We start from the raw sequence: 23,286 nt of genomic DNA on the forward strand, positions 1-23,286 counted from the left end.
AGGAATCGTCTGCCCCGAAAGCGGCTCAGTGGTTGCGCAGTGCGTCGATCAGCTCATCCTTGTTCATCTGCGAGTACCCGCTGAGGCCAAGCTCCTTGGCGCGATCCTGCAGCTGCGCCACGGTCCGGTCCTCGTAGTTCGACGCCTCCCCGCCCTTCTCGCCCTCGCTGCTGCGGCCTTCCTTGGCAGCGGCGTTGGCGATGCGGGCGGATTTCTCCTTGGAGTTTCCCTCCTCGCGGAGGCGTTCGTAGAGCTCCTCGTCCTTCACGCTCGAACGTGCCATCTCTGCGATCCTTCCCCGTCTCGTGCTGCTCTGCGGTGCTGCGGTTCAGAAGCCCTTGCCGCCGGTGACCGGAATGACCGAGCCGGAGACGTAGGAGGCCTCTTCGCTGGCGAGGTAGACATACGCCCCGGCCAGCTCCGCGGGCTGTCCTGGCCGGCCCAGGGGAGTGTCCTGACCGAACTGAGCCACACCATCAAACCCGGTGGCTGGAATCAGCGGGGTCCAGATCGGTCCTGGCGCCACACCGTTGACCCGGATGCCCTTCTCCGCGAGCTCCCCGGCCATCGACTCGATGAACGCGACCTGTGCGGCCTTGGACATCGCATAGTCGAACAGGGGAGCCTTGGGCTCGACCGCCTGGATCGATGTCGTGACGATGATCGAGGCACCGGGATTCATATGCGGCACTGCCTCACGGGTGACCACGATGTGCGCAATGAGGTTGGTCTCAAAGACCTTGCGCACCTCGGCGGTCGGCACCACATCGATGCCGTCCCGCGCCCGCTGATACGCCGCGTTGAGGATCAGCACATCGATGCCCCCGAGGTCCTCCACGGTGCGCCGCACGATCCCGACGGCGCTCTCCTCCTCGGTGAGGTCCACCGGGTAGGTCGCGCACTTCTGGCCTGCATCCCGGACGTGCTGCGCCGTGACCTGCGCGTCTTCCTCCTCCTCCGGGAGGTAGGCGATCGCGATGTCCGATCCCTCACGTGCGAAGGCGATCGCTGTCGCCCGACCGATGCCGGAATCTCCGCCCGTGATCAGCGTCCTGCGGCCCTTGAGTCGACCGTGGCCGACCCAGCTCTGTTCACCGTGATCCGGGTCTGGCCCGGTCTTGCCGGTCAGCCCTGGCTGATCCGACTGTTCCTGCTCGGGAAGATCGCTGTGGCGATACTTGGTCCGAGGGTCCTGCTGGGTATATGAATCTGTCGTCATGGCTGAATCCCTTCGACTGTGTTGAGACCGACCAGGGGCCGGCCCAGGCTGAAGTTCCCGATCAGACCGCCGACTTGGTGGGGTCCAGGACGACCTTGATGCAGCCGTCTTCCTTCTTCTGAAACATCTCGTAGGCGCCAGGGGCATCGGTCAGCGGCAGGGTGTGGGTGATGAAGTCGTCCACACCCAGCGGATCTGCAGGGTCCTCGAGAAGCGGCAGGATCTTGTCGGCCCAGTTCTTCACGTTGGCCTGACCCATCTTGAAAGTGATCTGCTTGTCGAACATGGTGATCAGTGGAAGTGGGCTGGCGGCACCGCCGTAGACGCCGCTCAGTGAGATCGAGCCGCCGCGGCGAACCAGATCGATGGCGGAGTACAGTGCCGCGAGGCGGTCCACGCCGACGGTCTGCATCATCGCCTTGCCGACTGCGTCGGGCACGAACTGCGCGGAGATCTGCGCCGCCTTGGCGACGGGGGAGCCGTGGGCTTCCATGCCCACAGCATCTACGACGCCGTCGGGGCCGCGGCCACCGGTGGCCTCGCGGATTTGGTTCAGCGACTCCTCCCCGGTGTCGAAGACCATGACGCCGTGGCGGGCGGCCATCTCGCGGCGCTCGGCCACGGGATCGATGGCGTAGACCTTCATGCCGTGGTGCTTCGCGATCCGTGCCGCGAACTGCCCGATCGGACCGAGTCCGATGATCGCGATGCTGTCACCGCTCTTCAGCCCGGTGTAGGCCACGCCCTGCCAGGCCGTGGGGATGACGTCGGAGAGGAAGAGGTAGCGGTGATCCGGGAGCTCGTTGCCGACCTTGATCGGGCTGTAGTCGGCGTGGGGCACCCGCAGGTACTCGGCCTGACCGCCCGGGACGGCCCCGTACATGGCGGAGAAGCCGTAGAGTGCGGCACCCATGCCCTGCTCGCGGACCTGCGTGACCTCACACTGGGTCTGCAGGCCGCGCTGGCACATGAAGCAGCTGCCGCAGGAGATCTGGAACGGGATGACCACTCGGTCACCGGTGGCAAGGTTCGAGTCGGGACCCGCCTCGACCACACGGCCCATAGGTTCATGGCCCAGGATGTCCCCGGGGGTCATGAACGGGCCGAGCACCTCGTAGAGGTGGAGGTCGGAACCGCAGATCGCGGTGGAGGTGACTTCGATGATGGCGTCGTTGGCCTGCTGGATCTGTGGATCCGGGACGGTCTCCACACTGACCTTGTGGTGGCCCTGCCATGTCACTGCTTTCACGCGGTGTCTCCTCAGAAGTCTGTCGGTAGGCGAGTCAAGGCTCAAACGTCAGACGTCACTGCCTTGCTCACCCTTACACGCCTACGCTATCGAGTTTCACCTTGACGCTGGCTGAACGCCAGCATGAGATTAACCGGCAAGCCTCTCGTGGCGAGGCGCGAGCAGCCGTCCGGTGGCCCATCGACGGCCCGCGAGGAGCACCCCCAACACGCCCAGTGCCACCAGGATGAAGGACCATTCCGTCCCTCCACCGCCGCTGAGCACGCGCACCGACATGCCCAGTGCCACGGTGCCGAGGATCACCACGACGGCGTCCGGCCAGAGTCGCGAGGGGCTGCGCCAGAAACGCACGGCCAGTGAGCTGACCAGGAGTCCGAGCAGGAACGGAGCTGCGGTGCCCATCACGTCGAGCAGGGCGAGGCCGCCCTCATGTGAGCGATTGCCCAGCGCGGCAAAACCGACGACCAAGAGGCCGTCAAGGACCAGCAACAGCCAGGGGAGTGCGGCCCGGCGGGTCGGGACTGGCTGCGGGGCAGGGGAGGAGTGCATGTGCTGAGTCTAGGTCGCGGAATCGGCGTGGGTCGGGGCCGCCCGATGATCGATCGAGGCCGTGCAGGCATCGATGCGCTCGATCGCCGCCGTCAATGTCTCGACGCTGTTCCACAGCCTGGGGTGCTGGTCGTGGATCTCTTCCAGAGTGGAGCCCGAGGACTTCAGCGTCGCAAGGTCAAAGCTCGCGTTGGTCCGTGCGCCTGCGACCGCAGCGCGCAGGGCCCCGAAGGCGACGACGACGTCGGCGATCACGGCTCGCTTGCCGTGCTCTGCCAGCCAGGAGAGGTCCTCGATGGCGGCGACGGCGTGGTCGCCGAGCTCGGCCGAGGTCTGCGCCGCGCCGATGGCGGCCTCGCGGATCGCCTCCTCGCGCTCCGGGCCCTTCTCCAGCGTGAAGGCAGCGCCGAACGCGCGAGAGGCGGTGGCGTCGTCGTCGGCCAGGTGCAGAGCCGACTGCCGCAGCGTCTCGGATCGAGTCAGGATGGCCCTCAGGCGGTCTCGGCGTTCGGGGTCAGCCTCGGTGTATCCGGCGACCATGGAAGTCAGCGACGCGGCGATGCCGAGCATCACTCCGGCGCCGGCGCCACCGCCCGGGGAGCCGGTAGACTGGGCCAGGCCCTCGGTCCACTCATCGACGGTCGAACGTTGCGTGGTGATCTCTTCTGCGTCAGTCATGGGTCCAGTCTGTACTACAGGAAGAACGAACCGCGCCACTGAACGAGGGGCGGTGATCCGCACCAGTTCCCCTCTCAGCACGGGGACTACGGGTCACTGATTTCGAGAGTCTCTGGGCGAAGACTCCACAATGCACGTTCACGCGGCGCTCCAGGGGTTCTCGACTCCGACGTACTGGGTCGTCGTGTATTCAGAGATACCTTCAGCCCCACCTTCGCGACCCAGACCCGATTGCTTGACCCCACCGAAGGGACCCGCCGCGTTGGATATGTTGCCGACGTTGAGGCCCAACAGTCCAAATTCCATACGATCACCGATACGCAGCCCACGAGAGATGTCTTCGGTGAACACGTACGATGCCAGACCGTACTCAGTGGAGTTCGCTAGAGCCACTGCCTCGTCCTCGTCACTGAAAGTAAGCACCGGAGCGATGGGGCCGAAGATCTCCTCGCGCAATACGCGAGCCTCCAGTGGAACGTTTCGCAGCAGCGTCGGTTCAAAGAAGTATCCAGGACCGTCAGCGCGTCGACCTCCGACCACTACATCTGCGCCTCGATCCACAGCGTCAGCGACGAGCGACTCCATCGAGTCTCGAGCTTTGGCTTCCACCAGAGGGCCCACGTCGACACCGTCATCGATGCCGGAGCCCAGGTTCAGCGCGGACATCTTCTCCGCAAGCTTGGCCACGAACTCTTCAGCGCGTGATTCGTGGACCAAGAGACGATTGGCCGCAGTGCAGGCTTCACCCATGTTGCGCATCTTTGCCGCCATGGCTCCGGAGACTGCCTTGTCGATGTCGGCGTCCTCGAACACGATCAGGGGTCCGTTGCCGCCCAGTTCCATGGATGTCCGGAGTACGTTCTCAGCTGCCATCTTCATGAGGTGTTTGCCCACTGCGGTGGACCCGGTGAACGAGACCTTTCGCAGACGTGGATCGGCCATGATCGTCTCGGAGATGGCCGCAGCCGAGTCTGTCGAGGTCACGTTGAGGACGCCAGCAGGCAACCCCGCGTCAATCATGATCTGAGCGAAATAGTTGGATGTCAGGGGCGTCAGTGCGGCCGGTTTGAGCACCATGGTGCACCCGGCGGCCACGGCCGGGGCGACTTTGCGGGTCGCCATCGCCAGCGGGAAGTTCCAGGGAGTGATCAACAGACAGGGGCCCACTGGCTTACGGGTGATCAGCATGCGCAGATTCCCTTCGGGGGAGTGCGCGTAGCGGCCGTAGTCTCTGACCGCTTCCTCGGAGAACCAGCGCAGGAACTCCCCACCGTAGGTGACCTCGCCACGTGACTGCGCCAGGGGTTTGCCCATTTCCAGAGTCATGAGCAGGGCCAGGTCTGAGGCGCGGTCTCGGACGAGTTCGAATGCTCGACGCAGGATCTCGGACCGAATGCGTGTAGGTGTTTGCGCCCAGGACCCTTGGGCGTCTGCGGCGGCGTCCATGGCCGTCTGAGCATCAGAAGCGGTGGCCGAGGCCATCGTGGCGAGGGTATGACCGGTGGCTGGGTTCTCCACGTCGAAGGTGGAACCGTCGGAGGATGCCCGCCATTCTCCGTTGATCAAGAGTCCGGTCGGGGTTTTCGCGAGTACGGCGTCGACGCGTTCCTGGGTAGTGGTCGCCGACTTGGTCGTGTTCCCAGTGCTCATTCTCATGCCTTTCAAATAGTTCCTGGCTCAGTCCTGCTTCGCGAAGGTCCCATCGTCCTCGCCCACGAAGAACTGGCGTCCGTAGATGACTGCGCACAGCAAGATTCCGACGGCGAGTCCCCAGCCCGCTCCCATGAGCGCCAGGGCGCCCGCGGTCACACCTGCGATTCCTAGATCACGTTGGCTGCGAGCTTGCATGATGCCGATGCGCACACTGACGAAAGCTTGAATGAGCAGGGTCAAGGCCAACGCCACTCCGAGGATCGGTTCTACGAGCGTGACGATGGGCAGCAGAAGGAGTCCGGTGTTGGTGCCCCAACGGAAGGACCCCATGCCCCCGTAGAGGTTCTTCATCGCCTTCTTGCCCTCTTTGTAGCGCTCGGAGATGACCACCTGCATGGCAGCCCAGACGGGTCCGGCCATGGCGACATCGGGACCGATGACTCCCATCAGCGTGTTGCGGGCGCCGAAGATCATGTGGGCCCGGTCAGGGTTGTATTCCACGTTCTGGTCGGGCCGAGCCTTGTCTGCCTCTTTGATGACCGCATCTGCCTGCAGTGAATCCCCGAAGACCACGATGTAGGTGGCCAGCACCGTCGGGATGGCCATGAGGAACATCGACATTGGGGGCAGCCCGAGGCCGAAGACCGTGTATTCGCGCCACAGGGTCATGAAGTCTGGTTGGATGATGCCCCATTCCACGTCAGACCATTCCGCCTCTCCAGCGAGGGGAGCGACTACTACGGCGACCAAGATGCAGGGAAGCACCCCCAGCTTGCCTATCTGCATGGCGAATCTGTTGCGGGCGCGCCAGGACGCGAAGCCGCGTGAATACATGAGGAAGAACGCTAGTCCTACGGCGATAGTGATGGTGATGGGGAAATCATGGAACTCCCCTCCTTCACCGAAGATGCGCTGGACGGCAGCGATTCCTGCGCCCATGAGCACCCCAGCTTTGATCGCGGAAGGAATGGCTGTGACCACACGCCGCGCCAGACCGGTGACTCCAAGCATGATGGAGAAGAGTCCCAGCAGAATCTGGAAAGAGATGAGCGCGTGGATTCGCTCTTCGCCCTCGGGAAAGGTTTCGCAGTACACCATCACGAGGGGAATGGCGGGAGTGATCCAGCCAGGCACCACCGGGTCCCCGAGCATGTGATGGGTCAGGTAGAGAAGACCGTTGATCAGGACTACTGCCAGAGCTACTTCGAAGGGCATGCCGAGAAGGCTGACCATGAGCGGGATGGCCGCCAGGTCGACGGCGCACATGAACAACCCCTGGGTGTAGTCGGGCCATTCGATGCGGTAATGCTTGAAAGGAAGCCGAACTTCGAAGGGTCCGGCCTTCCAGTGGGGCGAGGGCGCTGGGCCCTGCGGGTCATCCTCTTCAGGGGTCGGCCCCGCACTCTTGACGGTGTCGGACATGACTACTCTCCCTGCTCTTCGAATTCGATGACCTGACGCACGGCACGACCGGCGGCCAGGTCGTCCATGGCCTGGTTGATGTCTTCAAGACGGATGCGGGAGGTGATGAGCTTCTCAACGGGCAATCTGCCCTCGCGCCAGAGCTGTTCGTAGTGCGGGATGTCACGACTGGGCACCGAAGACCCCAAGTAGGATCCGATGATGGTTCGGGCCTCTGACGTGATGGTCAGTGGTGAGATCGTGGCGGTAGCAGAGGGGTTGGGTAATCCGGTGGTCACGGTGCGGCCACCGGGCTTGGTGGCGCGGAAGGCTGTTTCCAAGGCCAGGGGATTGCCGGCACATTCGATCGCGTGGTGGGCCCGGATCTCTTGATCCTCGACCTCTTGAGGGGTGTACACCTCGTGGGCTCCCATGGCACGGGCCATCGCGAGCTTGTCCTCTGACATGTCGACACCGATCACACGCGGGCATCCCTCGGCCAGCGCGGTCAGCAGTGCGGCCATGCCGACACCGCCGAGGCCAACAATCATCACGCTCTGCCCTGTTGCGGGTTCAGCAGCATTGATGAGGGCGCCGCCGCCGGTCAGGACCGCACAGCCCAGCACCGCGGCTACCGCAGGCGGGACATCAGCGCCGACAGGGACCACCGTGGCACGATCGACCACGACGTAGGTGGAGAACCCGGAGACGCCTAGATGGTGATGAACCGTCTCACCGTTGCGGCTGAGCCTGCGGGCTCCGGAGAGGAGGGTGCCGTCATTGTTGGCCCGCGAACCTGGGGTGCAGGGGAGCTGGCCCCCGGCCGCACAGTTCTCGCAGTTCTCGCAGCGCGGCAGGAAGGTCATGACCACACGTTGACCCACCGGTACGTCCACCACGTCCTTGCCGACCGCTTCGGCGATCCCTGCGGCCTCGTGTCCCAGCAACATCGGGACTGGTCGCGGACGGTCGGCGTTGACCACTGAGAGGTCCGAATGGCATACCCCTGCAGCTTCAATGCGGACCAAGAGCTCCGAGGGTCCCGGACCCTCCAGCTCCAGGCTCTGAACGGTGATCGGACGGGTGTGGGCGTACGGACCGGGACGGCCGACTTCTTCCAGGACTGCACCAGTGATGCGCATGAGAGTCTCTTCTTCCCCTTCATCGGAAGCGTGTGATTGTCATCACGTCTCTGGGTGATATAACCAGCATTTGGGAAGGGAATCCACCACAGTGTGTGGTTTTAGTCACCATAATCAGACATAAGGTATGTGCATGACTGACATTCAAGCCGGAAACCGGGAAGCATTCCTACAGGCCCTTCTCGACATCACGGCAGAACTGTCCAGCCTCCAGGACGTGGAGGCAGTTCTCATGTCGATCGTGCGACATGCCCGAAAACTGATGGGATCCGACATGGCCTACATCAGTCTCAACGACTACGCCACGGGGGAGACCTATATCCGGCAATCGGATGGCGTGCTGACAAGCGAGTACCGCACCATCCGCATGCCGATAGGCACCGGCATCCTGGGCCTGGTGGCCTCCGGCGTCGCGCCCTACCAGACCACTGATTACCTGAAGGACGATTCGGTGCCACACATCGCGCGCATCGACGAGATCGTGGCGGCAGAGGGCGTGCGAACCATCATGGGCGTGCCAGTGCTGGTCCGTGGGCGAGTGATCGGCGCCCTACTCGCCGCAGAACGCACTCCACGGGTGTTCAGCCCTGGTGAGGTGGACATGGTCAGCTCTTTGGGCACCCATGCCGCCATCGCCTTGGACAATGCCCAGAAATATGCTCAAGCGCTGGAAGACGCGGAAGCTCTCACTCGACGAAACAAGGAGAGCCTGCAGGAGGTCCTCTCGCTGCGGCGGACGGCCGAGTTCGATGATGAACTCATGCACCAGCTTCTCGAGGGGAACGACGAAGACGGCGTATTGCGTGTGACGGCCGCAGCTTTAGGAGGTGCAATCATTCTGCTCGACGAGATGGGGCGAGCGGTCTCCATGGGCTCGCCTTGGGCTGCCGAGTCGACGCGGGGTGTTGACCCGCAGCAGCTAGTCTGGACACTCGGCAGAGACCCACGGCAGGCGTTGGACTCCGCCGCAGGTACCGGACGCGCCCAGCACTTACGGGGCCCCGACGAAAACGTCGTCGGGACAGTCGCGGCAGTACGCAGCGGTCGAAGCCTGCTGGGTTTCCTCTTCACGACTGCCGAGCTGACTTCCAGTCAGCAGCTGCTGCTTGAACGCTCGGCAGTCCACTGCGCTCTTGCGCTGTTATTCGTCCAGGCCGAGGAGGATGCGCAGCATCGCATGCAGGTCGATGTGTTTGAAGAGCTGCTCTCCGGAGACCCGATTCCTCCGGCGCGACTAGATCGGAGGCTTCGCCCGTGGGGGCTGACCTCGAGGGAGGTTGTATCGGTTGCACTGATACGTCACCCACAGGTCTTCGAGCGAGACTTCCAACGCACACTTCGGCAGCTGAGCGGCACGCGATTCCTCGCCCCCGCGCAGGATGATCTGTGTGTGATCTTCACCGATCGGGAGTGGATACAGAGTCTCGCGTCCCTGGAGGAGAGCCGGGGAATGGGACTGCTGGCAGCGGTCTCGGGTCCTATGCCTGACATCACTGGCCTGCCAAGCACCTTCAGGCAGGCGCAGGCGGCATTGTCCGTACTCGAATACGCCGGTGAGACTGGAGTGATTGATTCAGCCGAGGTCGGCTTGGTGGGGACCGTGATCCATCTTGCGCAGGAGTCTGACACGGTCGATCTCGCTGAGGGAGTGCGTGCGCTGATCAATTATGACGAGGCCAGGGGGACCTCGCTGTCGGAGACTGCACTGAGATTCTTTGACTGCGATAGGCGCATCGACCGCACGGCAGAGTCCCTCTTCGTCCATCGAAATACCGTCACTCAACGTCTTCGCACTATCGAGAAGTTGATGGCCCCAGGATGGGACCGCGCCCCTCGAGCATTGGATGTGCACCTGGCATTGCGGGCGTGGTGGCATTCCCCGGCCGCAGGTAGTCGCTAAGTTTGGGCGCGGGGTTTTTCGGGGTCTGCCCGGTCAGCCGTGCTGTGCAGCACCACGAGTCGAAGAGCGTGCCAGGGGAGCGGATCCACGATCTCCGAGTGCGGCTGGTCGCGCGCCAGCGAGTCAAGGCGTTGAAATGCCCCCTGCGAGGTATCAATGACTGGACCTCGAAGACGAGGTCCGAGCATCCATAGGTGTCCGTCGCTGCAACGGGGAGCTCTGCTGTGCAGCGCGGCCTCCGTCGCAGACGAGAGGCCACAGTCAGATCACCGGCTCGCGGATTGGCGCCCTGTGGCATGGGTCGGCAACTGCAACCTGACATAATGTAGATTATCGGCGCTTTAGTGAGAGTGGTGCACACGCTGTGGGAACTCGTATGTTGTGCCACCGCATCCGCCGTCCACATCCGTTCCTTGCCGGTGAACAACTTCGTCCCCTTGAGCGGCTGGGACCGTCCGGTGCTGAACCTCACGCCACTGCTGCAGGCCGCTGAGATTCCGCGGCGGCCGGGAATCACTCGACGGTCTCGCGACTCGTCGGCGGAGATCACCGAGTCTGCGTTGACTACAACTACGTCGTCGCCTTCCGGCCAGCTCGGACGAACGGTGGGACCAATGACCCTGGGACAACTCCTCACCGGAGCTCATGGTGGAGTCAGGCCCGCAACATCGCGGGCCGGAACGCGCGGACCTTGTAGCCCCGGTTCGGTCGGGACCCGTCACGCGGATTCATCCTCTGTGCCGAGCAAGACCTGCGCGTCCTTGAACTGACCAGACGTCTCTGCGTGTCCCGCATGTGACCTGATGCACTGCGAAGGGATTACCCGCGATGAGCACCCTGACGACCGCCTCCCAGGACCTGCAGCTTCAGTCCGCAGTCCTGGAGGAGCTGCATTGGACGCCGAACCTCAAGGCCGCCGGCATCGGAGTCACCGTCCACGACTCCACCGTCACGCTTTCCGGAGAGGTCGCGGACTCGGAGTACCTCCCGGTAAAACGGGCTGCCATGCGGGTTCACGGAGTGTCGAACATCGTTGATGAGCTCATCGTCCGGCCCAAGATGCCACGGCATCTGAATGAGGCCGAGATCGCTGAAGAGATCGAATGCGCATTGACCTGGGCCTCCAATGTGCCACCGACCGTCAGGGCCCAGATCGACGGAGCCAACGTCACCCTGACCGGTGAAGTCGACTGGGACTTCCAGCGCGAAGCGGCCCAGCATGTGATCGCGCACCTGCGCGGCATCCATACCGTGGTCAACCAGATCAGCCTCACCGCGCGGCCCTGCTCTGAAGAGGCGGTCCGCCGGATACGAAACGCGCTGAGCCGCAACGCCCAACTCGACGCCACTCACATCACCGCCACACTCACCGGGACCACAGCCACCCTCACCGGCCACGTGCGGTCCTGGGCGGAGAAGAAGCAGGCCCGAACAACAGCCTGGTCCTCACCGGACGTGGTCCATGTCGATGACCGTCTCGACGTACACGCCCACTGAGCACTCCCCTCGAAACTTCTAACCTTCAACCTTCAACCTCAGCCTCAGCCTCAACAGAAGGACGACACACCATGACACACACCCTCGTACGCTTCGACCCGTTCGCCGGCTTCGAAAGCCTCCGCCGGGAGCTCTTCGACGACGGTCCGCTGCGCGGGCGGCTCGGCAAGCTGCCCACCACCGATGTCTACACCAACGACAACAGAGAACTTGTCATCGAGGCGCACCTGCCGAACTTCGAAGAGGAGAACGTCACCGTCAACCTCGGGCAGGGCGCCCTGGTGATCCAAGCCGAACGTCACGAACACGATGAGGACAAGAAGAAGAAGTACGTGATCCGGGAGAGCAGCAGCAGCTTCTATCGCAGCATCGACCTCCCGGAGCAAGCAGAGACCGAGCGGATCAATGCGAGCTTTGACGACGGGGTCCTGAAAGTCACCGTGCCGCTGAAGGAACTCTCGGTCCCCACCCGGATTCCCATCACCGGTGGCCACAACGGAGAGTCCGCGCCTGAGGAGAGCTGAGCCATCGGATCTCCCGGCCGGCTGGCTGTGCGCGGCGGTTCACGCCGGCGCATCCACCAACCGGCCAAGCATGCATCGGGCCCACCAGCTTGGCGCTCGTCCAAGACGGTGGAGATCGTCCCACTGTGAAGACTAAGGAAACCTCCATGGCAGAGACACTCGTGCGACGTGATCCCATCACGGGCGCCGAAGTACCGCGCTGCGACCTACCAGAAGACGTCATTCTCCGTGCCCTGCGCGGAAAGCTGCACAGCATTCACATCCACGAGGAACCCGGTGAAGGACTCGTCATTGAGGCGATGCTGCCCAACTTCGACTCCCCCGACATCACCATCGACGTCCACCAGGGAGATCTTCTGATCCGAGCAGAACACCATGCCGACGGCGAGGACACGCAGTACCTGGTCCGGGGCAGCAGCAGTTTCTACCGCAGGGTCACCTTGCCCGCCGGCGCCCAGCAAGACTTCATCTGCGCGGACTTCCATGACGGGACTCTGCGAGTGACCATCCCCTTGGGCGAGCCCGACAGCGTCACCCCTCGCCCATCACCCGCCGCTCTGGAGGAATTCTATGAACATTGATCCGCACGCCCCACCCCGCCCCATCGTCTTCGACCCGGCAGCCCGGGACCTGGATGTGATCGTCGGCTTCGACGGATCCGCCCAATCTATGCAGGCACTGGACTATGGCGCGCTGGAGGCGCAACGAAGCGGACGCGTGCTGACCGTGGTCACCGCATCAGGCACCTCGCTCCCGGTCTCCACCGCTCCCCTGCCGCCGAAGCTCAAAGACGAGGTCCCCGGCGATGCGGCCAAGAAGGTTCTCAGCGATGCCCGGGATCACTTACAGGGCTATCCAGGACGAGTGAACTTCCGAATCGAGCGCGGAGACGCCACTGTCGTGTTGCGGGAGCTGTCCACCGTGGCGCAGCTGGTGATCGTCGGAGCCCGCGGACGGGGCGGGTTTCTCGGCAAGATCAGAGGGTCGGTGGCCACAGGGCTGCCCGCCCATGCCCAGTGCCCCGTCATCGTGGTCTCCGGAGAGTCCGCGCCGAACGACACGGAGGGGGCCGCGCGTTTCACCCCCCGGGAAGACCCACGACCGGTAGTGGTCGGCATCGATGGCTCTGAGCACAGCAGAGTCGCCGCCCTGCACGCGGCCCGAGCGGCGCAGGACCGTGATGCGACGCTGCATCTGCTCATGACGCTGCCCTCACTGGAGGGCTGGTTGGACTGGTACCCAGAGCTGGACCCCATCGACCAGGGGGTGATCAACCGCAGGCAGTCCCAGCTGGAGCAGTCTCTCCGTGCAGAGGTTGCATGGTTGCTTGGCCACTACCCCCGATTGGATGTCACCGCCGCGGTGAAGCCCGGTGACGCCGTGGCGCAGCTGACCAAGGCCACCAACGACGCCCAGCTTGTGGTGGTCGGCACCAGAGGGCACGGCGTGTTCACCGGCGTGCTCTTGGGGTCCGTCTCCCGCGGGGTGCTCCTGCGGGCCGCCGGTCCGGTCATGGTTGTTCCGGACCTCCAGGACGACCGGCTCAGCGACCAGCCAGAACCCATCCGGTAGACCTGCCAGCACCTGACCGATCTCACGCTGATCACCTGGGTTCTCGGAATCCACGAGAGGGGTGCGAGGACTGTATGTGAAGAGGAGGCAGAATTCCGAACCACTGGTCGACCCTGCGTGCCGCCTCGGTCGTCCTGGCTCTCGCCTCCCCTGTCCCGACCCGTCCTGACCCGTCCGGGAAACACAGCCCACCAGACGTGAGTGAGACCTGTGGCCCTACCCGGCTCGGAGGTCCCCGCCCACACTGAAGTTTGCTTCGCCCCAGCGACACAGATTCGAGGAGTTCGTCCATGCAACGCGTTTCACCCATATCGGCCATGAAGGTTCCCACAGACCGCGCGCTGAAACCTGCGGTACAAGCGGAACTTTCGTGGTCCCCGGACCTGGATGCCTCGGGGATAGAGATCCACGTAGAACACTCAGCGGTGACGGCCTCGGGAGTCGTCGGTTCCTACGCCGAATTGCTCGCCGTGGGCCGTGCCATGACGCGCGTCCGCGGAGTCACCTCGGCGATCAACAAAGTGATGGTGCAAGCCGAGAACTCCCGTTGGGTGACCGATGCCGACATCCGAAGAATTGTGGATCACGCTCTGACGTGGTCCACAACCGTCCCGAGAACGGTCAGGTCTCGGGTGCTGAACCGTCACGTCACCCTCACGGGAGAGGTGGACTGGGATTTCCAGCGTCGAGCAGCCCATCGAGCGGTCCAGGACCTCAGGGGCGTGGAATCGGTGGAGAACCTAATCCACCTCACCACACGCACTCCGGTCGAGAACGCTGAGCAGCAGCTGCGGGACGCCATGGAGCGTCATCCACAGCTCGACGCAGGCCGCATCACCGCGACGGTCATCGACCATACGGCGGTGCTCACGGGTTATGTCTCCTCCCTGGCCGCATCGGAGCAAGCTGGTTCAGCGACCTGGGGATGCCCAAGCGTGACACAGGTCGATAACCGCCTGGTGGTTCGTCCCTCCTGACTGAAGCATCAGCCAGAGCAGCGGCCGCCTCGCTCACAACACATCCCTGCACCACCGGGGTTGCTGGACCTTCGACATGGTGCAATTCTCGGTTTCACGAAAGGACTGCTCCCGTGCGCATCGCCAAGACTCCGGACCGCGATCTGGACCTGCAGAACGCCGTTCGAGAAGAACTCCAGTGGACTCGCGATCTTGACGCCGCCGGCATCGGGGTCGCCGTCCAGGATGGGACCGTCACGCTGTCCGGAGAAGTCGACACCTACTCGGAGTTCCTCGCCGCGAAACGGGCCGCTCTGCGGGTCCACAGCGTGACAACCCTGGTCGACGAGCTCACCGTACGCTCTCAGGCGCCCCTGGATCTCACCGAGACAGATCTCGCTCGGGACATCGAACGCGCCCTGTCCTGGTCCAGCAATGTGCCTAACGCCGTGAAGGCTGAGATCAAGGGGGCCAACGTCACCCTCACGGGGGAAGTCGACTGGCACTTCCAGCGCGAAGCCGCCCAAAGGTCGATCCAGTACCTTCGAGGCGTGGAACACGTGGAGAACCGCGTCAGACTGGCCGCACGGCCTTCCTCGGAAGACGCAGCCGAACGCATCCAACGAGCGCTGGTGCGCAATGCTCAACTCGACGCGCAACACATCACGGTCACCGTTCAGGGCAACACGGTCACACTGACCGGAAAGGTGCGGTCCTGGGCGGAGAAGAAGCAGGCTCTCGCAGCGGCATGGTCCTCTCCCCATGTGACTGAAGTCGAGAACTATCTCGAGGTCCACCCCTCCTGACCCCACTCCCGGTGACCGGCTATCGATCAGCCTTCCGGGTCAGATCGACCCAGGTCTGCACCACCGTGTCAGGTGTCAGCGATATCGACTCGATGCCTTGGGCGACCAGCCACCGCGCAAGGTCCGGATGGTCTGAGGGGCCCTGCCCACAGATCCCCACATACTTACCCTGCGACCGACATGCGTCGATCACGCTGGTGAGCATCTTGAGCACTGCTGGATCGCGCTCATCGAAGAGATAGGACACCAGATCCGAACCGCGGTCCACCCCGAGCACCAATTGAGTCAGATCATTCGACCCTATGGAGAACCCGTCAAAGTGTTCCAGGAACTCGTCGGCGAGCAGAACATTGCTGGGCACCTCGCACATCATCATGACCTCTAAGCCGTCTTCTCCACGACGAAGCCCGTGACTGGCCAGAAGCTCGACGACCCCTCGGGCCTCTTCGACGGTCCTGACGAAGGGAACCATGACGGCGACGTTCTGCAGGCCCATCTCTTCGCGAACGAACCGCAGCGCCTGGCACTCCATGGCGAAACATTCGCGGAAGTCCTCGGAGAGGTATCGGGAAGCACCGCGGTAACCCAGCATCGGGTTCTCCTCCTGCGGCTCATAGAGTTCACCGCCGAGGAGCCTGGCATACTCATTCGTCTTGAAGTCGCTGAAGCGCACGATGACCCGTTCCGGAGCGAAGCTTGCGGCGATGGTCGAAACCCCCTCGGCGACCCTGCGCACGAAGAACTCCCTGGGTGACCCATAGGCCTGGACCCGCCGATCAATCTCCTTGCCCAGCTGATCCGGTAAGGCGTCACGTGCCAGCAGGGCGCGTGGATGCACACCGATCTGGTGGTTGATGATGAACTCCATGCGAGCCAGTCCGACCCCGTGGTGCGGAAGCTGGGAGAATGAGAACGCCCTGTCGGGGGTCCCGACGTTCATCATGATCTTCACCGGAGGCACCGGAAGCTGGTCCAAGTCTGTGACGACCTCCTCGAAGGGAAGGGCCCCGGCGTAGACCATGCCGTTGTCTCCCTCCGTGCAGGAGACCGTCACATGATGACCATCGGCCAGGATCGTCGTGGCATCGCCGGTCCCGACCACGGCGGGCAGTCCCAGCTCGCGCGCGAGGATCGCTGCGTGGCAGGTGCGACCTCCACGTTCGGTGACGATCGCCGATGCTCGCTTCATGATGGGTTCCCAGTCGGGGTCTGTGACCTCGGCAACGAGCACCTCACCGGGTTGGAAGAGGTGCATGTCCGCAGGGGAACGGAGAACCCGCACCGGGCCGGCTCCGATGCGCTGTCCGATCGCGCGCCCGCTGGTCAGAACCTTCCCCCGGCCATGCAGGACAAAACGCCGCAGCTGCTGTCGCGTCGTGTGGGACACCACGGTCTCCGGGCGCGCCTGAAGAATGTAGATGCGTCCATCGACTCCATCGCGCGCCCACTCGACGTCCATGGGCCGACCGTAGTGATCCTCAATCGCCAGGGCGCAGCGGCCCAGCTCCATGACCTCCGCATCCGTGATCGAGAACCGGGAGCGATCGGCAGACGGCACGTCTTCGAGCACCGTGCTGCTCTCCAGGCTCAACCCCGAGGAATACCGCATGGCCACCGCCTTCTCGCCGAGTGTTCTGCTCAGAATGGCCTCGTCTCCGCGCCGCAGACCAGGCTTGTAGACGTAGAACTCATCAGGATTCACCACTCCCTGAACCACAGCTTCACCGAGTCCATAAGCGCTGGTGATGAACACCGCTTCCTCGAATCCGGTCTCGGTGTCCACAGTGAACATCACTCCGGAGGTTCCGATATCGGAACGGACCATGCGTTGGATCCCGGCCGAGAGTGCCACCTCGTGGTGGGCGAATCCGTGGTGCACCCTGTAGGCGATCGCGCGGTCGTTGTAGAGCGAGGCGAACACCCTCCGAATCGCGGAGAGCAGGTTCTCCACCCCACCGATGTTGAGATAGGTCTCCTGCTGGCCTGCGAAGGACGCGTCCGGCAGATCCTCTGCTGTCGCGCTGGAACGAATCGCCCAGGTCACACCCTCCGGGTCGGGATCTCGAGCGATCAGCCTGGTGTACGCCGCGCGGATGTCGTGCTCCAGCCCTTCCGAGAGAGGCTGGTCCTGGATCCACGCACCAATCTGGGCGCCGACGCGAGCAAGTTCTCCCACATCGTCGATCTCCAGTGCCTCCAGGGCAGACCAGATCCTCTGGTCGAGCCCGCCCTCAGCAAGAAAAGTCCGGTAGGCATCGGCTGTGGTGACGAAGCCTCCTGGCACCCGAACCCTCGCGGCAGAAAGATGACTCACCATCTCTCCCAATGAGGCATTCTTCCCGCCCACAGCGGCCATATCGGCGAGGGTGATGTCCTCGAACCAGAGAATATTGACCATCAGCTGCTCCCGCTTGAAGGTATGCCCGGCCTACGACGATCTTCCGCACTGCGGATGATCGCCTCCGAGAAGAGCCCCTCGACGACTCCACTCGCATGCTGGTGCAGCCGTCGACCGATGAAAGACCCTCAGATACCGGACGCCTCAGAGCCAGGGACAGCTGACCACCGGCTCAATCCAGGCCCGAACGGGTCGCGTCATCGAGTGAGATCTCCCAACCATGAGCAGGAACCACCGTGAACCGCCGACCTGTCACAACTTCTGGGGTGATGCGTACAAAGTGGTCCTTGGTCCCGGGTTGCCAGGAGATGAGTCTGTGCGCACGACTGCTACTGGACTCCAGAGGTGGCGGCATCGCGTCTGCTCTGCCTTGAACCATGACGCTCCAGGCCATATTAGTGCCGGCGTTGACGCCATCGATCTCGAAGGCCACCGGTGCAGACCCCAGCGCTGCATCTAGCTTCTTTCCTGGACCGGTGCGGAACAGGACGGTCTCTCCCTCCGTGACATATGTCAGTGGAAATATCTCGGGATGATCTACTGACCATACGGCCAACCGACCCATCGGGTTCTCTCGGAGCAACTCCCAGCAGTCGCGAGTCTCCAAGGCCTCTGTCCTCGGTGGCGGCGTAGTCCCTGACATGAAAGGGACCATACTCCGGTCGCTGGTCGGGCTCTAGTGTTGCCAGCAGCGTGAGGCGGCGTTTCGGTGAACAGCTCGACGCCCAGCCGAAGGGCCAGTGCCTGCCGCAGCAGCCAGGTCTCGTCATCGTCGGCTGCCTGACCACCGTCGAGACCGGACCGAGGATCGGGCGGCTTGGAACCGATGCTGACGCCCTGAGGCCGCGCGCCGCCAGGCGAGTAGGACCTTAGGCCCTACCGGCCCTCGCACCGCTGGACCATGGTGGGAAGAGGTCGAAGGCCACCTGGGAGGCGACCACATCATGGGCAACGTCGGACTTTTATACGTCGGTGCGGTTCTGTTCATCAACGGGCTCATGCTGATCGGGGTGATCCCCGGCAAGTCCGCCGCCATACTCAACTTCTTCGTCGGTGGCATGCAGGTGATCTTCCCGACCATCATCCTGATCCAGGCGAACAACGACCCGGGGATCATCCTTGGAGCCGCAGGCCTCTACCTCTTCGGGTTCACCTACCTCTACGTGGGCATTCTGCAGCTCACCGGTCTGAGCGGAGAGGGCCTCGGCTGGTTCTCGCTGTTCGTCTCGGTATGCGCAGTCGTGATCGGGTTCATCCAACTCACCCTCGATGACCCCGTGTTCGCCGTCATCTGGTGGATCTGGGCCGTCCTGTGGTTCCTCTTCTTCCTGCTGCTGGGACTGAACATGGACTCCCTGACCCTCACCACCGGCTGGTTCACGATCCTGATCAGCCACCTCACCGGCACGATCCCAGCCTTCGTGCTGCTGCTCGGCCGATACGAGTCCAACGCGACCCTCGCACTGGCCCTTGCGGCCCTTGGAGCTCTGGCGCTTGCCATCGCGGTGACCATCGGACGCCGCAGCAGGGCCGCAGCAGAGTCCGAGGAATCAACCACTGCCCCCGTCGTCACCTGAGAGCTGATCATGCCGACCTACGAGTTCAGATGTCCAGAATGCACCGACTTTGACCTGATCTTCGATATGCGTTCGGTGTCCGACACCGCGCGTTGCCCCAGCTGTGGGGGTTCCTCCAGGCGCCGGGTCAGCGCGCCCCGGCTCTCTCGGGGTGGTTCAGCGGCAGCTCGACTCATCGAAGCCACTCAGCGCAGTGCACATGAACCAGACGTCGTCGACTCTCCCGCTCCGGGCCGCCGCTCTGGGCCTGCCCAGAGGTACACCGCGAACCCGCTGCACCAGAAGCTCCCCCGCCCATGACTGCCCAGAACTGCCAGAACTGACGTATCCGAGGTACCCGACGAAGGAGAACACCATGCCCGAGCTGCTATTTCCACTCGATTCCTCCAAGAAGTTCGAGGATCAGGAGAAAGTAGGACACAACCGCTGGCACCCGGAGATTCCGCCGGTCGCCTCGGTGAAGCCTGGTACGTCATTCCGAGTGGACTGTCGCGAATGGTTCGACGGCGCCATCGTCAACGATGACTCCGCGGAGGACATCCTCAACGCTCCGCTGCTGACCGTCCACAAGCTCAGCGGTCCCTTCGCCGTGGAAGGCGCTCAGCCGGGGGACCTCCTGGTCGTGGACATCCTTGACGTGGGACCCATTCCCATGGAGGACTCCGGTCCCCTCGCTGGTCAAGGCTGGGGCTACACCGGGATCTTCTCGCGCAATAATGGTGGTGGTTTCCTGACAGATCAGTTCCCCGACGCCTACAAGGCGATCTGGGATTTCAGCGGTCAGACAGCCACGTCCCGCCATATCCCCCACGTGTCCTTCACCGGTCTCATCCATCCGGGGCTGATGGGCACAGCGCCGTCGGCGAAGCTCCTGGCTCGGTGGAACAAGCGAGAAGGCGACCTGATCGCCACCGACCCACACCGAGTACCTCCCCTGGCGCTGCCTCCAGAGGCCGATCACGCGGTTCTCGGTTCCCTGGCCGCGGAGGACTTCGATCGAGTCGCCCATGAGGCCGCCCGGACTGCACCACCCCGCGAGAACGGCGGAAACCAGGACATCAAGAACCTCTCGAAGGGCACTCGGATCTTCTACCCGGTATTCGTCGACGGCGCCAACCTCTCCCTTGGTGATCTGCACTTCTCTCAGGGTGACGGTGAGATCACGTTCTGTGGGGCGATCGAAATGGGTGGTTTCATCGACCTGCATGTCGATGTGATCAAGGGCGGCATGGAGACCTATGGGGTCAGTGAGAACGCCATCTTCATGCCCGGCAACGTGGAGCCCCAGTTCAGCCAGTGGCTGGCGTTCTCCGGAACCTCCGTGACCCTCGACGGCGAACAGCGCTACCTCGACTCGCACCTCTCCTACCAGCGAGCCTGCCTCCACGCCATCGACTACCTCGCCAAGTTCGGGTACTCCCCCGAACAGGCCTACCTGCTGCTGGGTGCGGCGCCGATTGAAGGCCGGCTCTCCGGAGTGGTGGACATTCCGAACTCCTGCTCGACGGTATACATTCCTACGTCGATCTTCGATTTCGACGTGCAGCCCTCCGCCGATGGCCCGTTCCAGATCACTCCTGGGATGGGTGCTCCGCGAGCCGCCAACCAGTGAACCGCGTCTGCCGAGGACCCTCACCGCGCTTCGCGGTGAGGGCGGCATCCCTGCGACGGCGTCCCTTCCCGTGGAGAGCAGGACGTCACCCAGGGACTCGGACGCGATTTGTGCGTCACAATGGCACGAGCAGGACCACTGAACACTGAGACGCGGTCTAGAAGGGATGCGCATGACTCGCTCCAACCCACCCGTCGAGGAAGCTGACGAGAACAACCTCGAAGTCGACAAGCCCAAGGACTGGGCGGCCGGCGTACCAGGGGTTTACCACTCGATGCAGCCAGCACTCAAACACATGGGGGCCACGCGAAGCGCACGGACTCTGCTTGCGATGAACCAGAAACAAGGGTTCGACTGCATGAGCTGCGCCTGGCCAGACCCATCCGGGCACCGGAGCAAGTTCGAGTACTGCGAGAACGGCGCCAAGGCAGTCACCTGGGAGGCCACCCCGGTGACGGTAGCCTCCGACTTCTGGGCCGAACACCCGATCAGCGAGCTGCGTGAGCGCTCCGAGTACTGGCTGGGGATGCAGGGCCGACTCACCGAACCCGTCTACAAGGCTGCCGGTGACGAACACTACCGACCCATCGACTGGGACACCGCCATCGCCATCGTGGCGGGCAAGCTCAAGGGCCTCTCATCGCCCGATGAAGCCGCGTTCTACACCAGCGGCCGCGCGTCGAACGAAGCGGCGTTCATCTACCAGCTGTTCATCCGTGGATTCGGCACCAACAACATGCCCGACTGCTCAAACATGTGCCACGAATCCTCCGGGGTGGCGATGGGCGAGACCATCGGGGTCGGCAAGGCCACGGTCGCATACGACGACTTCCTCAGCACGGACCTGATGATCGTGATCGGGCAGAATCCAGGAACCAACCATCCCCGCATGCTCAGCGCCATGGAGCAGCAGAAGGAGAACGGCGGCCAGATCGTCGCAGTCAACCCCCTGCCCGAGGCCGGACTGCGCAGATTCAAGAACCCCCAGAAGCCCAAGGGTGTCGTGGGCCGCGGAACCCAGCTCGCCGACCAGTTCCTCCAGATCCGCGCCGGAGGAGACATGGCCCTGCTCCAGGCAGTGTCCAAGCGCGTGCTCGACGCGGAGGACAGAAGCCCCGGCGCAGTGCTCGACCACGCCTTCATCGCCGAGCACTGTGACGGTCTGACAGAGCTGCGCGAACACCTCTCGCACCTGGATGAACAGACCGTGTTGGAAGCCACAGGTCTGCGATCGGAAGAGATCGACGAACTCACCGAGCGCTATATCAACGCTGAATCGGTCATCATCACCTGGGCGATGGGCGTCACCCAGCAGAAGAACGGCGTCGGCACCATCAAGGAGATCATCAACCTGCTCCTGCTGAGGGGAAACTTCGGCCGGCCAGGGGCTGGTGCCTCCCCGATCCGTGGACACTCCAATGTCCAAGGTGACCGCACGATGGGCATCTGGGAGCAGATGCCGGCGTCTTTCCTGGACGCGCTCGGCAAAGAGTTCGCGTTCGAACCTCCCCGTGAGCACGGTGTCGATTCGGTCGACGCGGTGCGAGGCATGCGCGACGGCAAGATCAAATTCTTCCTCGCCCTGGGGGGAAACTTCGTGGCCGCAATGTCTGACACCGCAGCCACCGAGGCGGCGATGCAGAACCTCGAGATGAACGTGCAGATCTCCACCAAGCTGAACCGATCCCACACCGTGGTGGGCCAGGAAGCACTCATCCTGCCGACCCTGGGCCGCACCGAGATCGATGTGCAGGCATCCGGGCCGCAGTTCGTCTCGGTGGAGGACACCGTCAGCGCCGTCCACTCCTCCGAAGGCCGGGTGGAACCGGTGGCGCCGAACCTGCTCTCCGAGATCGCCATCGTCAGCCGCATCGCCCACGCGACCCTGGGCAGTCGCATCGCAGCCGACTGGCAGGGGTTCGAGGGCGACTACGATCTGATCCGCGACCACATCTCGCACGTGGTCCCAGGGTGTGAGAACTATAACCAGCGCATCCGCGAGAAGGACGGCTTCCTGCTGGCAAACGGACCACGGGACTCCCGGACCTTCAACACCCCCAGCGGCAAGGCCAAGATGACCGTGAACGAGCTGGACCCCATGGACTGCCCGCCGGGTCGACTCATTCTGCAGACCATGCGCTCGCATGACCAGTTCAACACCACCATCTACGGCTATAACGACCGCTACCGAGGAATCAAGAAGGGTCGACACGTGCTCTTCGTGAACCCTGAGGACCTCGAGCAGCTCGGCTTCAGTGATGGTGACCTGGTGGACGTGCACGGAGAATACGCAGACGGCAAGGACCGCGTGCTGCGGAAGTTCCGCGCGGTGTCCTATCCCACCGCCCGCGGCTGCGCGGCGGTGTATTACCCGGAAGGAAACGTTCTGGTGCCGCTCGACGACACGGTTCAGGGCAGCAATACGCCGGTGTCCAAAGGCGTGATCATCAGACTCGAGCCGGCCGGAAATGGTCCCGCCGGGGGCAGCGGCGAGGAGAACAAGCAGGCGGACATGCCAGCGACCGTGTGACACCTCACCCGGTCGCGTCCGGG

21 protein-coding genes are annotated in these 23,286 nt (G+C 63.5%); 11 read left to right on the forward strand and 10 right to left on the reverse strand.

The window, feature by feature from the left end; translation table 11 throughout:
- Positions 1-25 precede the first annotated feature (25 nt).
- The 8 genes from I2487_RS09690 to I2487_RS09725 form a co-directional block, all read right to left on the reverse strand.
- On the reverse strand, positions 26-283 hold the full coding sequence (locus I2487_RS09690; RefSeq protein WP_207171920.1) for a DUF7218 family protein: 258 nt from the start codon (positions 281-283) through the stop codon (positions 26-28).
- A gap of 45 nt (positions 284-328) precedes the next feature.
- Positions 329-1,219 (reverse strand): SDR family oxidoreductase, encoded by an 891-nt coding sequence (locus I2487_RS09695; protein ID WP_207171918.1) that lies wholly within the window; start codon positions 1,217-1,219, stop codon positions 329-331.
- Between the two features lie 61 nt (positions 1,220-1,280).
- Positions 1,281-2,468 (reverse strand): alcohol dehydrogenase catalytic domain-containing protein, encoded by a 1,188-nt coding sequence (locus tag I2487_RS09700; protein WP_207171916.1) that lies wholly within the window; start codon positions 2,466-2,468, stop codon positions 1,281-1,283.
- A 129-nt stretch (positions 2,469-2,597) separates the two neighbouring features.
- Positions 2,598-3,017 carry a DUF3054 domain-containing protein gene (locus I2487_RS09705; RefSeq protein WP_207171914.1) on the reverse strand — a complete coding sequence of 140 codons (420 nt, stop codon included), beginning with the start codon at positions 3,015-3,017 and terminating at the stop codon, positions 2,598-2,600.
- A gap of 9 nt (positions 3,018-3,026) precedes the next feature.
- A complete protein-coding gene (locus tag I2487_RS09710) occupies positions 3,027-3,695 on the reverse strand; it encodes a cyclodeaminase/cyclohydrolase family protein (RefSeq protein ID WP_207171912.1) in 669 nt (222 codons plus the stop codon).
- Positions 3,696-3,833: 138 nt separating this feature from the next.
- A complete protein-coding gene (locus I2487_RS09715; RefSeq protein WP_207171910.1) occupies positions 3,834-5,345 on the reverse strand; it encodes an NAD-dependent succinate-semialdehyde dehydrogenase in 1,512 nt (503 codons plus the stop codon).
- Positions 5,346-5,372: 27 nt separating this feature from the next.
- Entirely contained in the window at positions 5,373-6,770 is a 1,398-nt protein-coding gene (locus tag I2487_RS09720) for a solute carrier family 23 protein (RefSeq protein WP_207171908.1), read from the reverse strand.
- A 2-nt stretch (positions 6,771-6,772) separates the two neighbouring features.
- Positions 6,773-7,891 (reverse strand): zinc-binding dehydrogenase, encoded by a 1,119-nt coding sequence (locus I2487_RS09725; protein ID WP_207171906.1) that lies wholly within the window; start codon positions 7,889-7,891, stop codon positions 6,773-6,775.
- Between the two features lie 133 nt (positions 7,892-8,024).
- On the opposite strand from I2487_RS09725, the gene I2487_RS09730 reads away from it, so the two are divergent.
- The 7 genes from I2487_RS09730 (at position 8,025) to I2487_RS09760 (ending at position 15,146) form a co-directional block, all read left to right on the forward strand.
- Positions 8,025-9,791, forward strand: a complete 1,767-nt coding sequence (locus I2487_RS09730; RefSeq protein WP_207171904.1) for a helix-turn-helix domain-containing protein — start codon at positions 8,025-8,027, stop codon at positions 9,789-9,791.
- An 828-nt stretch (positions 9,792-10,619) separates the two neighbouring features.
- Positions 10,620-11,288: a BON domain-containing protein gene (locus tag I2487_RS09735; protein WP_207171902.1), complete on the forward strand. Its 669-nt coding sequence runs from the start codon at positions 10,620-10,622 to the stop codon at positions 11,286-11,288.
- Positions 11,289-11,359: 71 nt separating this feature from the next.
- Positions 11,360-11,812 carry an Hsp20/alpha crystallin family protein gene (locus tag I2487_RS09740; RefSeq protein ID WP_207171900.1) on the forward strand — a complete coding sequence of 151 codons (453 nt, stop codon included), beginning with the start codon at positions 11,360-11,362 and terminating at the stop codon, positions 11,810-11,812.
- 146 nt (positions 11,813-11,958) lie between these two features.
- Entirely contained in the window at positions 11,959-12,393 is a 435-nt protein-coding gene (locus tag I2487_RS09745; protein ID WP_207171898.1) for an Hsp20/alpha crystallin family protein, read from the forward strand.
- A complete protein-coding gene (locus tag I2487_RS09750) occupies positions 12,383-13,384 on the forward strand; it encodes a universal stress protein (protein WP_207171896.1) in 1,002 nt (333 codons plus the stop codon). The genes I2487_RS09745 and I2487_RS09750 overlap by 11 nt, the downstream gene beginning before the upstream one ends.
- A gap of 290 nt (positions 13,385-13,674) precedes the next feature.
- On the forward strand, positions 13,675-14,361 hold the full coding sequence (locus I2487_RS09755; protein WP_207171895.1) for a BON domain-containing protein: 687 nt from the start codon (positions 13,675-13,677) through the stop codon (positions 14,359-14,361).
- A gap of 113 nt (positions 14,362-14,474) precedes the next feature.
- Complete coding sequence (locus I2487_RS09760; RefSeq protein WP_345941392.1) at positions 14,475-15,146, forward strand: BON domain-containing protein; 672 nt, start codon at positions 14,475-14,477, stop codon at positions 15,144-15,146.
- A gap of 19 nt (positions 15,147-15,165) precedes the next feature.
- Here I2487_RS09760 and ppsA read toward each other — a convergent pair whose 3' ends face one another.
- Positions 15,166-17,544, reverse strand: a complete 2,379-nt coding sequence (gene ppsA, locus I2487_RS09765) for a phosphoenolpyruvate synthase (protein ID WP_207171893.1) — start codon at positions 17,542-17,544, stop codon at positions 15,166-15,168.
- 172 nt (positions 17,545-17,716) lie between these two features.
- Positions 17,717-18,199 carry a pyridoxamine 5'-phosphate oxidase family protein gene (locus I2487_RS09770; RefSeq protein WP_207171891.1) on the reverse strand — a complete coding sequence of 161 codons (483 nt, stop codon included), beginning with the start codon at positions 18,197-18,199 and terminating at the stop codon, positions 17,717-17,719.
- A gap of 289 nt (positions 18,200-18,488) precedes the next feature.
- Between I2487_RS09770 and I2487_RS09775 the strand changes: the two genes are divergently transcribed.
- The 4 genes from I2487_RS09775 to I2487_RS09790 all read left to right on the forward strand — a co-directional run bounded on the left by I2487_RS09775 (position 18,489) and on the right by I2487_RS09790 (position 23,263).
- Positions 18,489-19,121: an AmiS/UreI family transporter gene (locus I2487_RS09775; RefSeq protein ID WP_207171889.1), complete on the forward strand. Its 633-nt coding sequence runs from the start codon at positions 18,489-18,491 to the stop codon at positions 19,119-19,121.
- A gap of 9 nt (positions 19,122-19,130) precedes the next feature.
- Complete coding sequence (locus tag I2487_RS09780) at positions 19,131-19,421, forward strand: FmdB family zinc ribbon protein (protein ID WP_207171887.1); 291 nt, start codon at positions 19,131-19,133, stop codon at positions 19,419-19,421.
- A 55-nt stretch (positions 19,422-19,476) separates the two neighbouring features.
- Positions 19,477-20,733: a formamidase gene (gene fmdA / locus I2487_RS09785; protein ID WP_207171885.1), complete on the forward strand. Its 1,257-nt coding sequence runs from the start codon at positions 19,477-19,479 to the stop codon at positions 20,731-20,733.
- Between the two features lie 172 nt (positions 20,734-20,905).
- The gene (locus I2487_RS09790; protein WP_207171883.1) at positions 20,906-23,263 is read left to right on the forward strand and encodes an FdhF/YdeP family oxidoreductase; all 2,358 of its coding nucleotides are present in this window, start codon (positions 20,906-20,908) and stop codon (positions 23,261-23,263) included.
- The last annotated feature ends 23 nt before the right edge of the window (positions 23,264-23,286 follow it).

Origin of the sequence: Nesterenkonia sp. E16_10, assembly GCF_017347085.1 — a bacterium.
Classification (GTDB): Bacteria; Actinomycetota; Actinomycetes; order Actinomycetales; family Micrococcaceae; genus Nesterenkonia.

Excerpts from the sequence above, each read along its gene's own strand:
- I2487_RS09755 (WP_207171895.1), top strand. The coding sequence starts at position 13,675 with ATGCAACGCGTTTCACCCATATCGGCCATGAAGGTTCCCACAGACCGC.
- I2487_RS09715 (WP_207171910.1), bottom strand. The coding sequence starts at position 5,345 with ATGAGCACTGGGAACACGACCAAGTCGGCGACCACTACCCAGGAACGC.
- I2487_RS09730 (WP_207171904.1), top strand. The coding sequence starts at position 8,025 with ATGACTGACATTCAAGCCGGAAACCGGGAAGCATTCCTACAGGCCCTT.
- I2487_RS09790 (WP_207171883.1), top strand. The coding sequence starts at position 20,906 with ATGACTCGCTCCAACCCACCCGTCGAGGAAGCTGACGAGAACAACCTC.
- I2487_RS09720 (WP_207171908.1), bottom strand. The coding sequence starts at position 6,770 with ATGTCCGACACCGTCAAGAGTGCGGGGCCGACCCCTGAAGAGGATGAC.
- I2487_RS09740 (WP_207171900.1), top strand. The coding sequence starts at position 11,360 with ATGACACACACCCTCGTACGCTTCGACCCGTTCGCCGGCTTCGAAAGC.
- I2487_RS09780 (WP_207171887.1), top strand. The coding sequence starts at position 19,131 with ATGCCGACCTACGAGTTCAGATGTCCAGAATGCACCGACTTTGACCTG.
- I2487_RS09750 (WP_207171896.1), top strand. The coding sequence starts at position 12,383 with ATGAACATTGATCCGCACGCCCCACCCCGCCCCATCGTCTTCGACCCG.
- fmdA (WP_207171885.1), top strand. The coding sequence starts at position 19,477 with ATGCCCGAGCTGCTATTTCCACTCGATTCCTCCAAGAAGTTCGAGGAT.
- I2487_RS09775 (WP_207171889.1), top strand. The coding sequence starts at position 18,489 with ATGGGCAACGTCGGACTTTTATACGTCGGTGCGGTTCTGTTCATCAAC.
- I2487_RS09745 (WP_207171898.1), top strand. The coding sequence starts at position 11,959 with ATGGCAGAGACACTCGTGCGACGTGATCCCATCACGGGCGCCGAAGTA.
- I2487_RS09695 (WP_207171918.1), bottom strand. The coding sequence starts at position 1,219 with ATGACGACAGATTCATATACCCAGCAGGACCCTCGGACCAAGTATCGC.
- I2487_RS09770 (WP_207171891.1), bottom strand. The coding sequence starts at position 18,199 with ATGGTCCCTTTCATGTCAGGGACTACGCCGCCACCGAGGACAGAGGCC.
- ppsA (WP_207171893.1), bottom strand. The coding sequence starts at position 17,544 with ATGGTCAATATTCTCTGGTTCGAGGACATCACCCTCGCCGATATGGCC.
- I2487_RS09725 (WP_207171906.1), bottom strand. The coding sequence starts at position 7,891 with ATGCGCATCACTGGTGCAGTCCTGGAAGAAGTCGGCCGTCCCGGTCCG.
- I2487_RS09705 (WP_207171914.1), bottom strand. The coding sequence starts at position 3,017 with ATGCACTCCTCCCCTGCCCCGCAGCCAGTCCCGACCCGCCGGGCCGCA.
- I2487_RS09735 (WP_207171902.1), top strand. The coding sequence starts at position 10,620 with ATGAGCACCCTGACGACCGCCTCCCAGGACCTGCAGCTTCAGTCCGCA.
- I2487_RS09710 (WP_207171912.1), bottom strand. The coding sequence starts at position 3,695 with ATGACTGACGCAGAAGAGATCACCACGCAACGTTCGACCGTCGATGAG.
- I2487_RS09690 (WP_207171920.1), bottom strand. The coding sequence starts at position 283 with ATGGCACGTTCGAGCGTGAAGGACGAGGAGCTCTACGAACGCCTCCGC.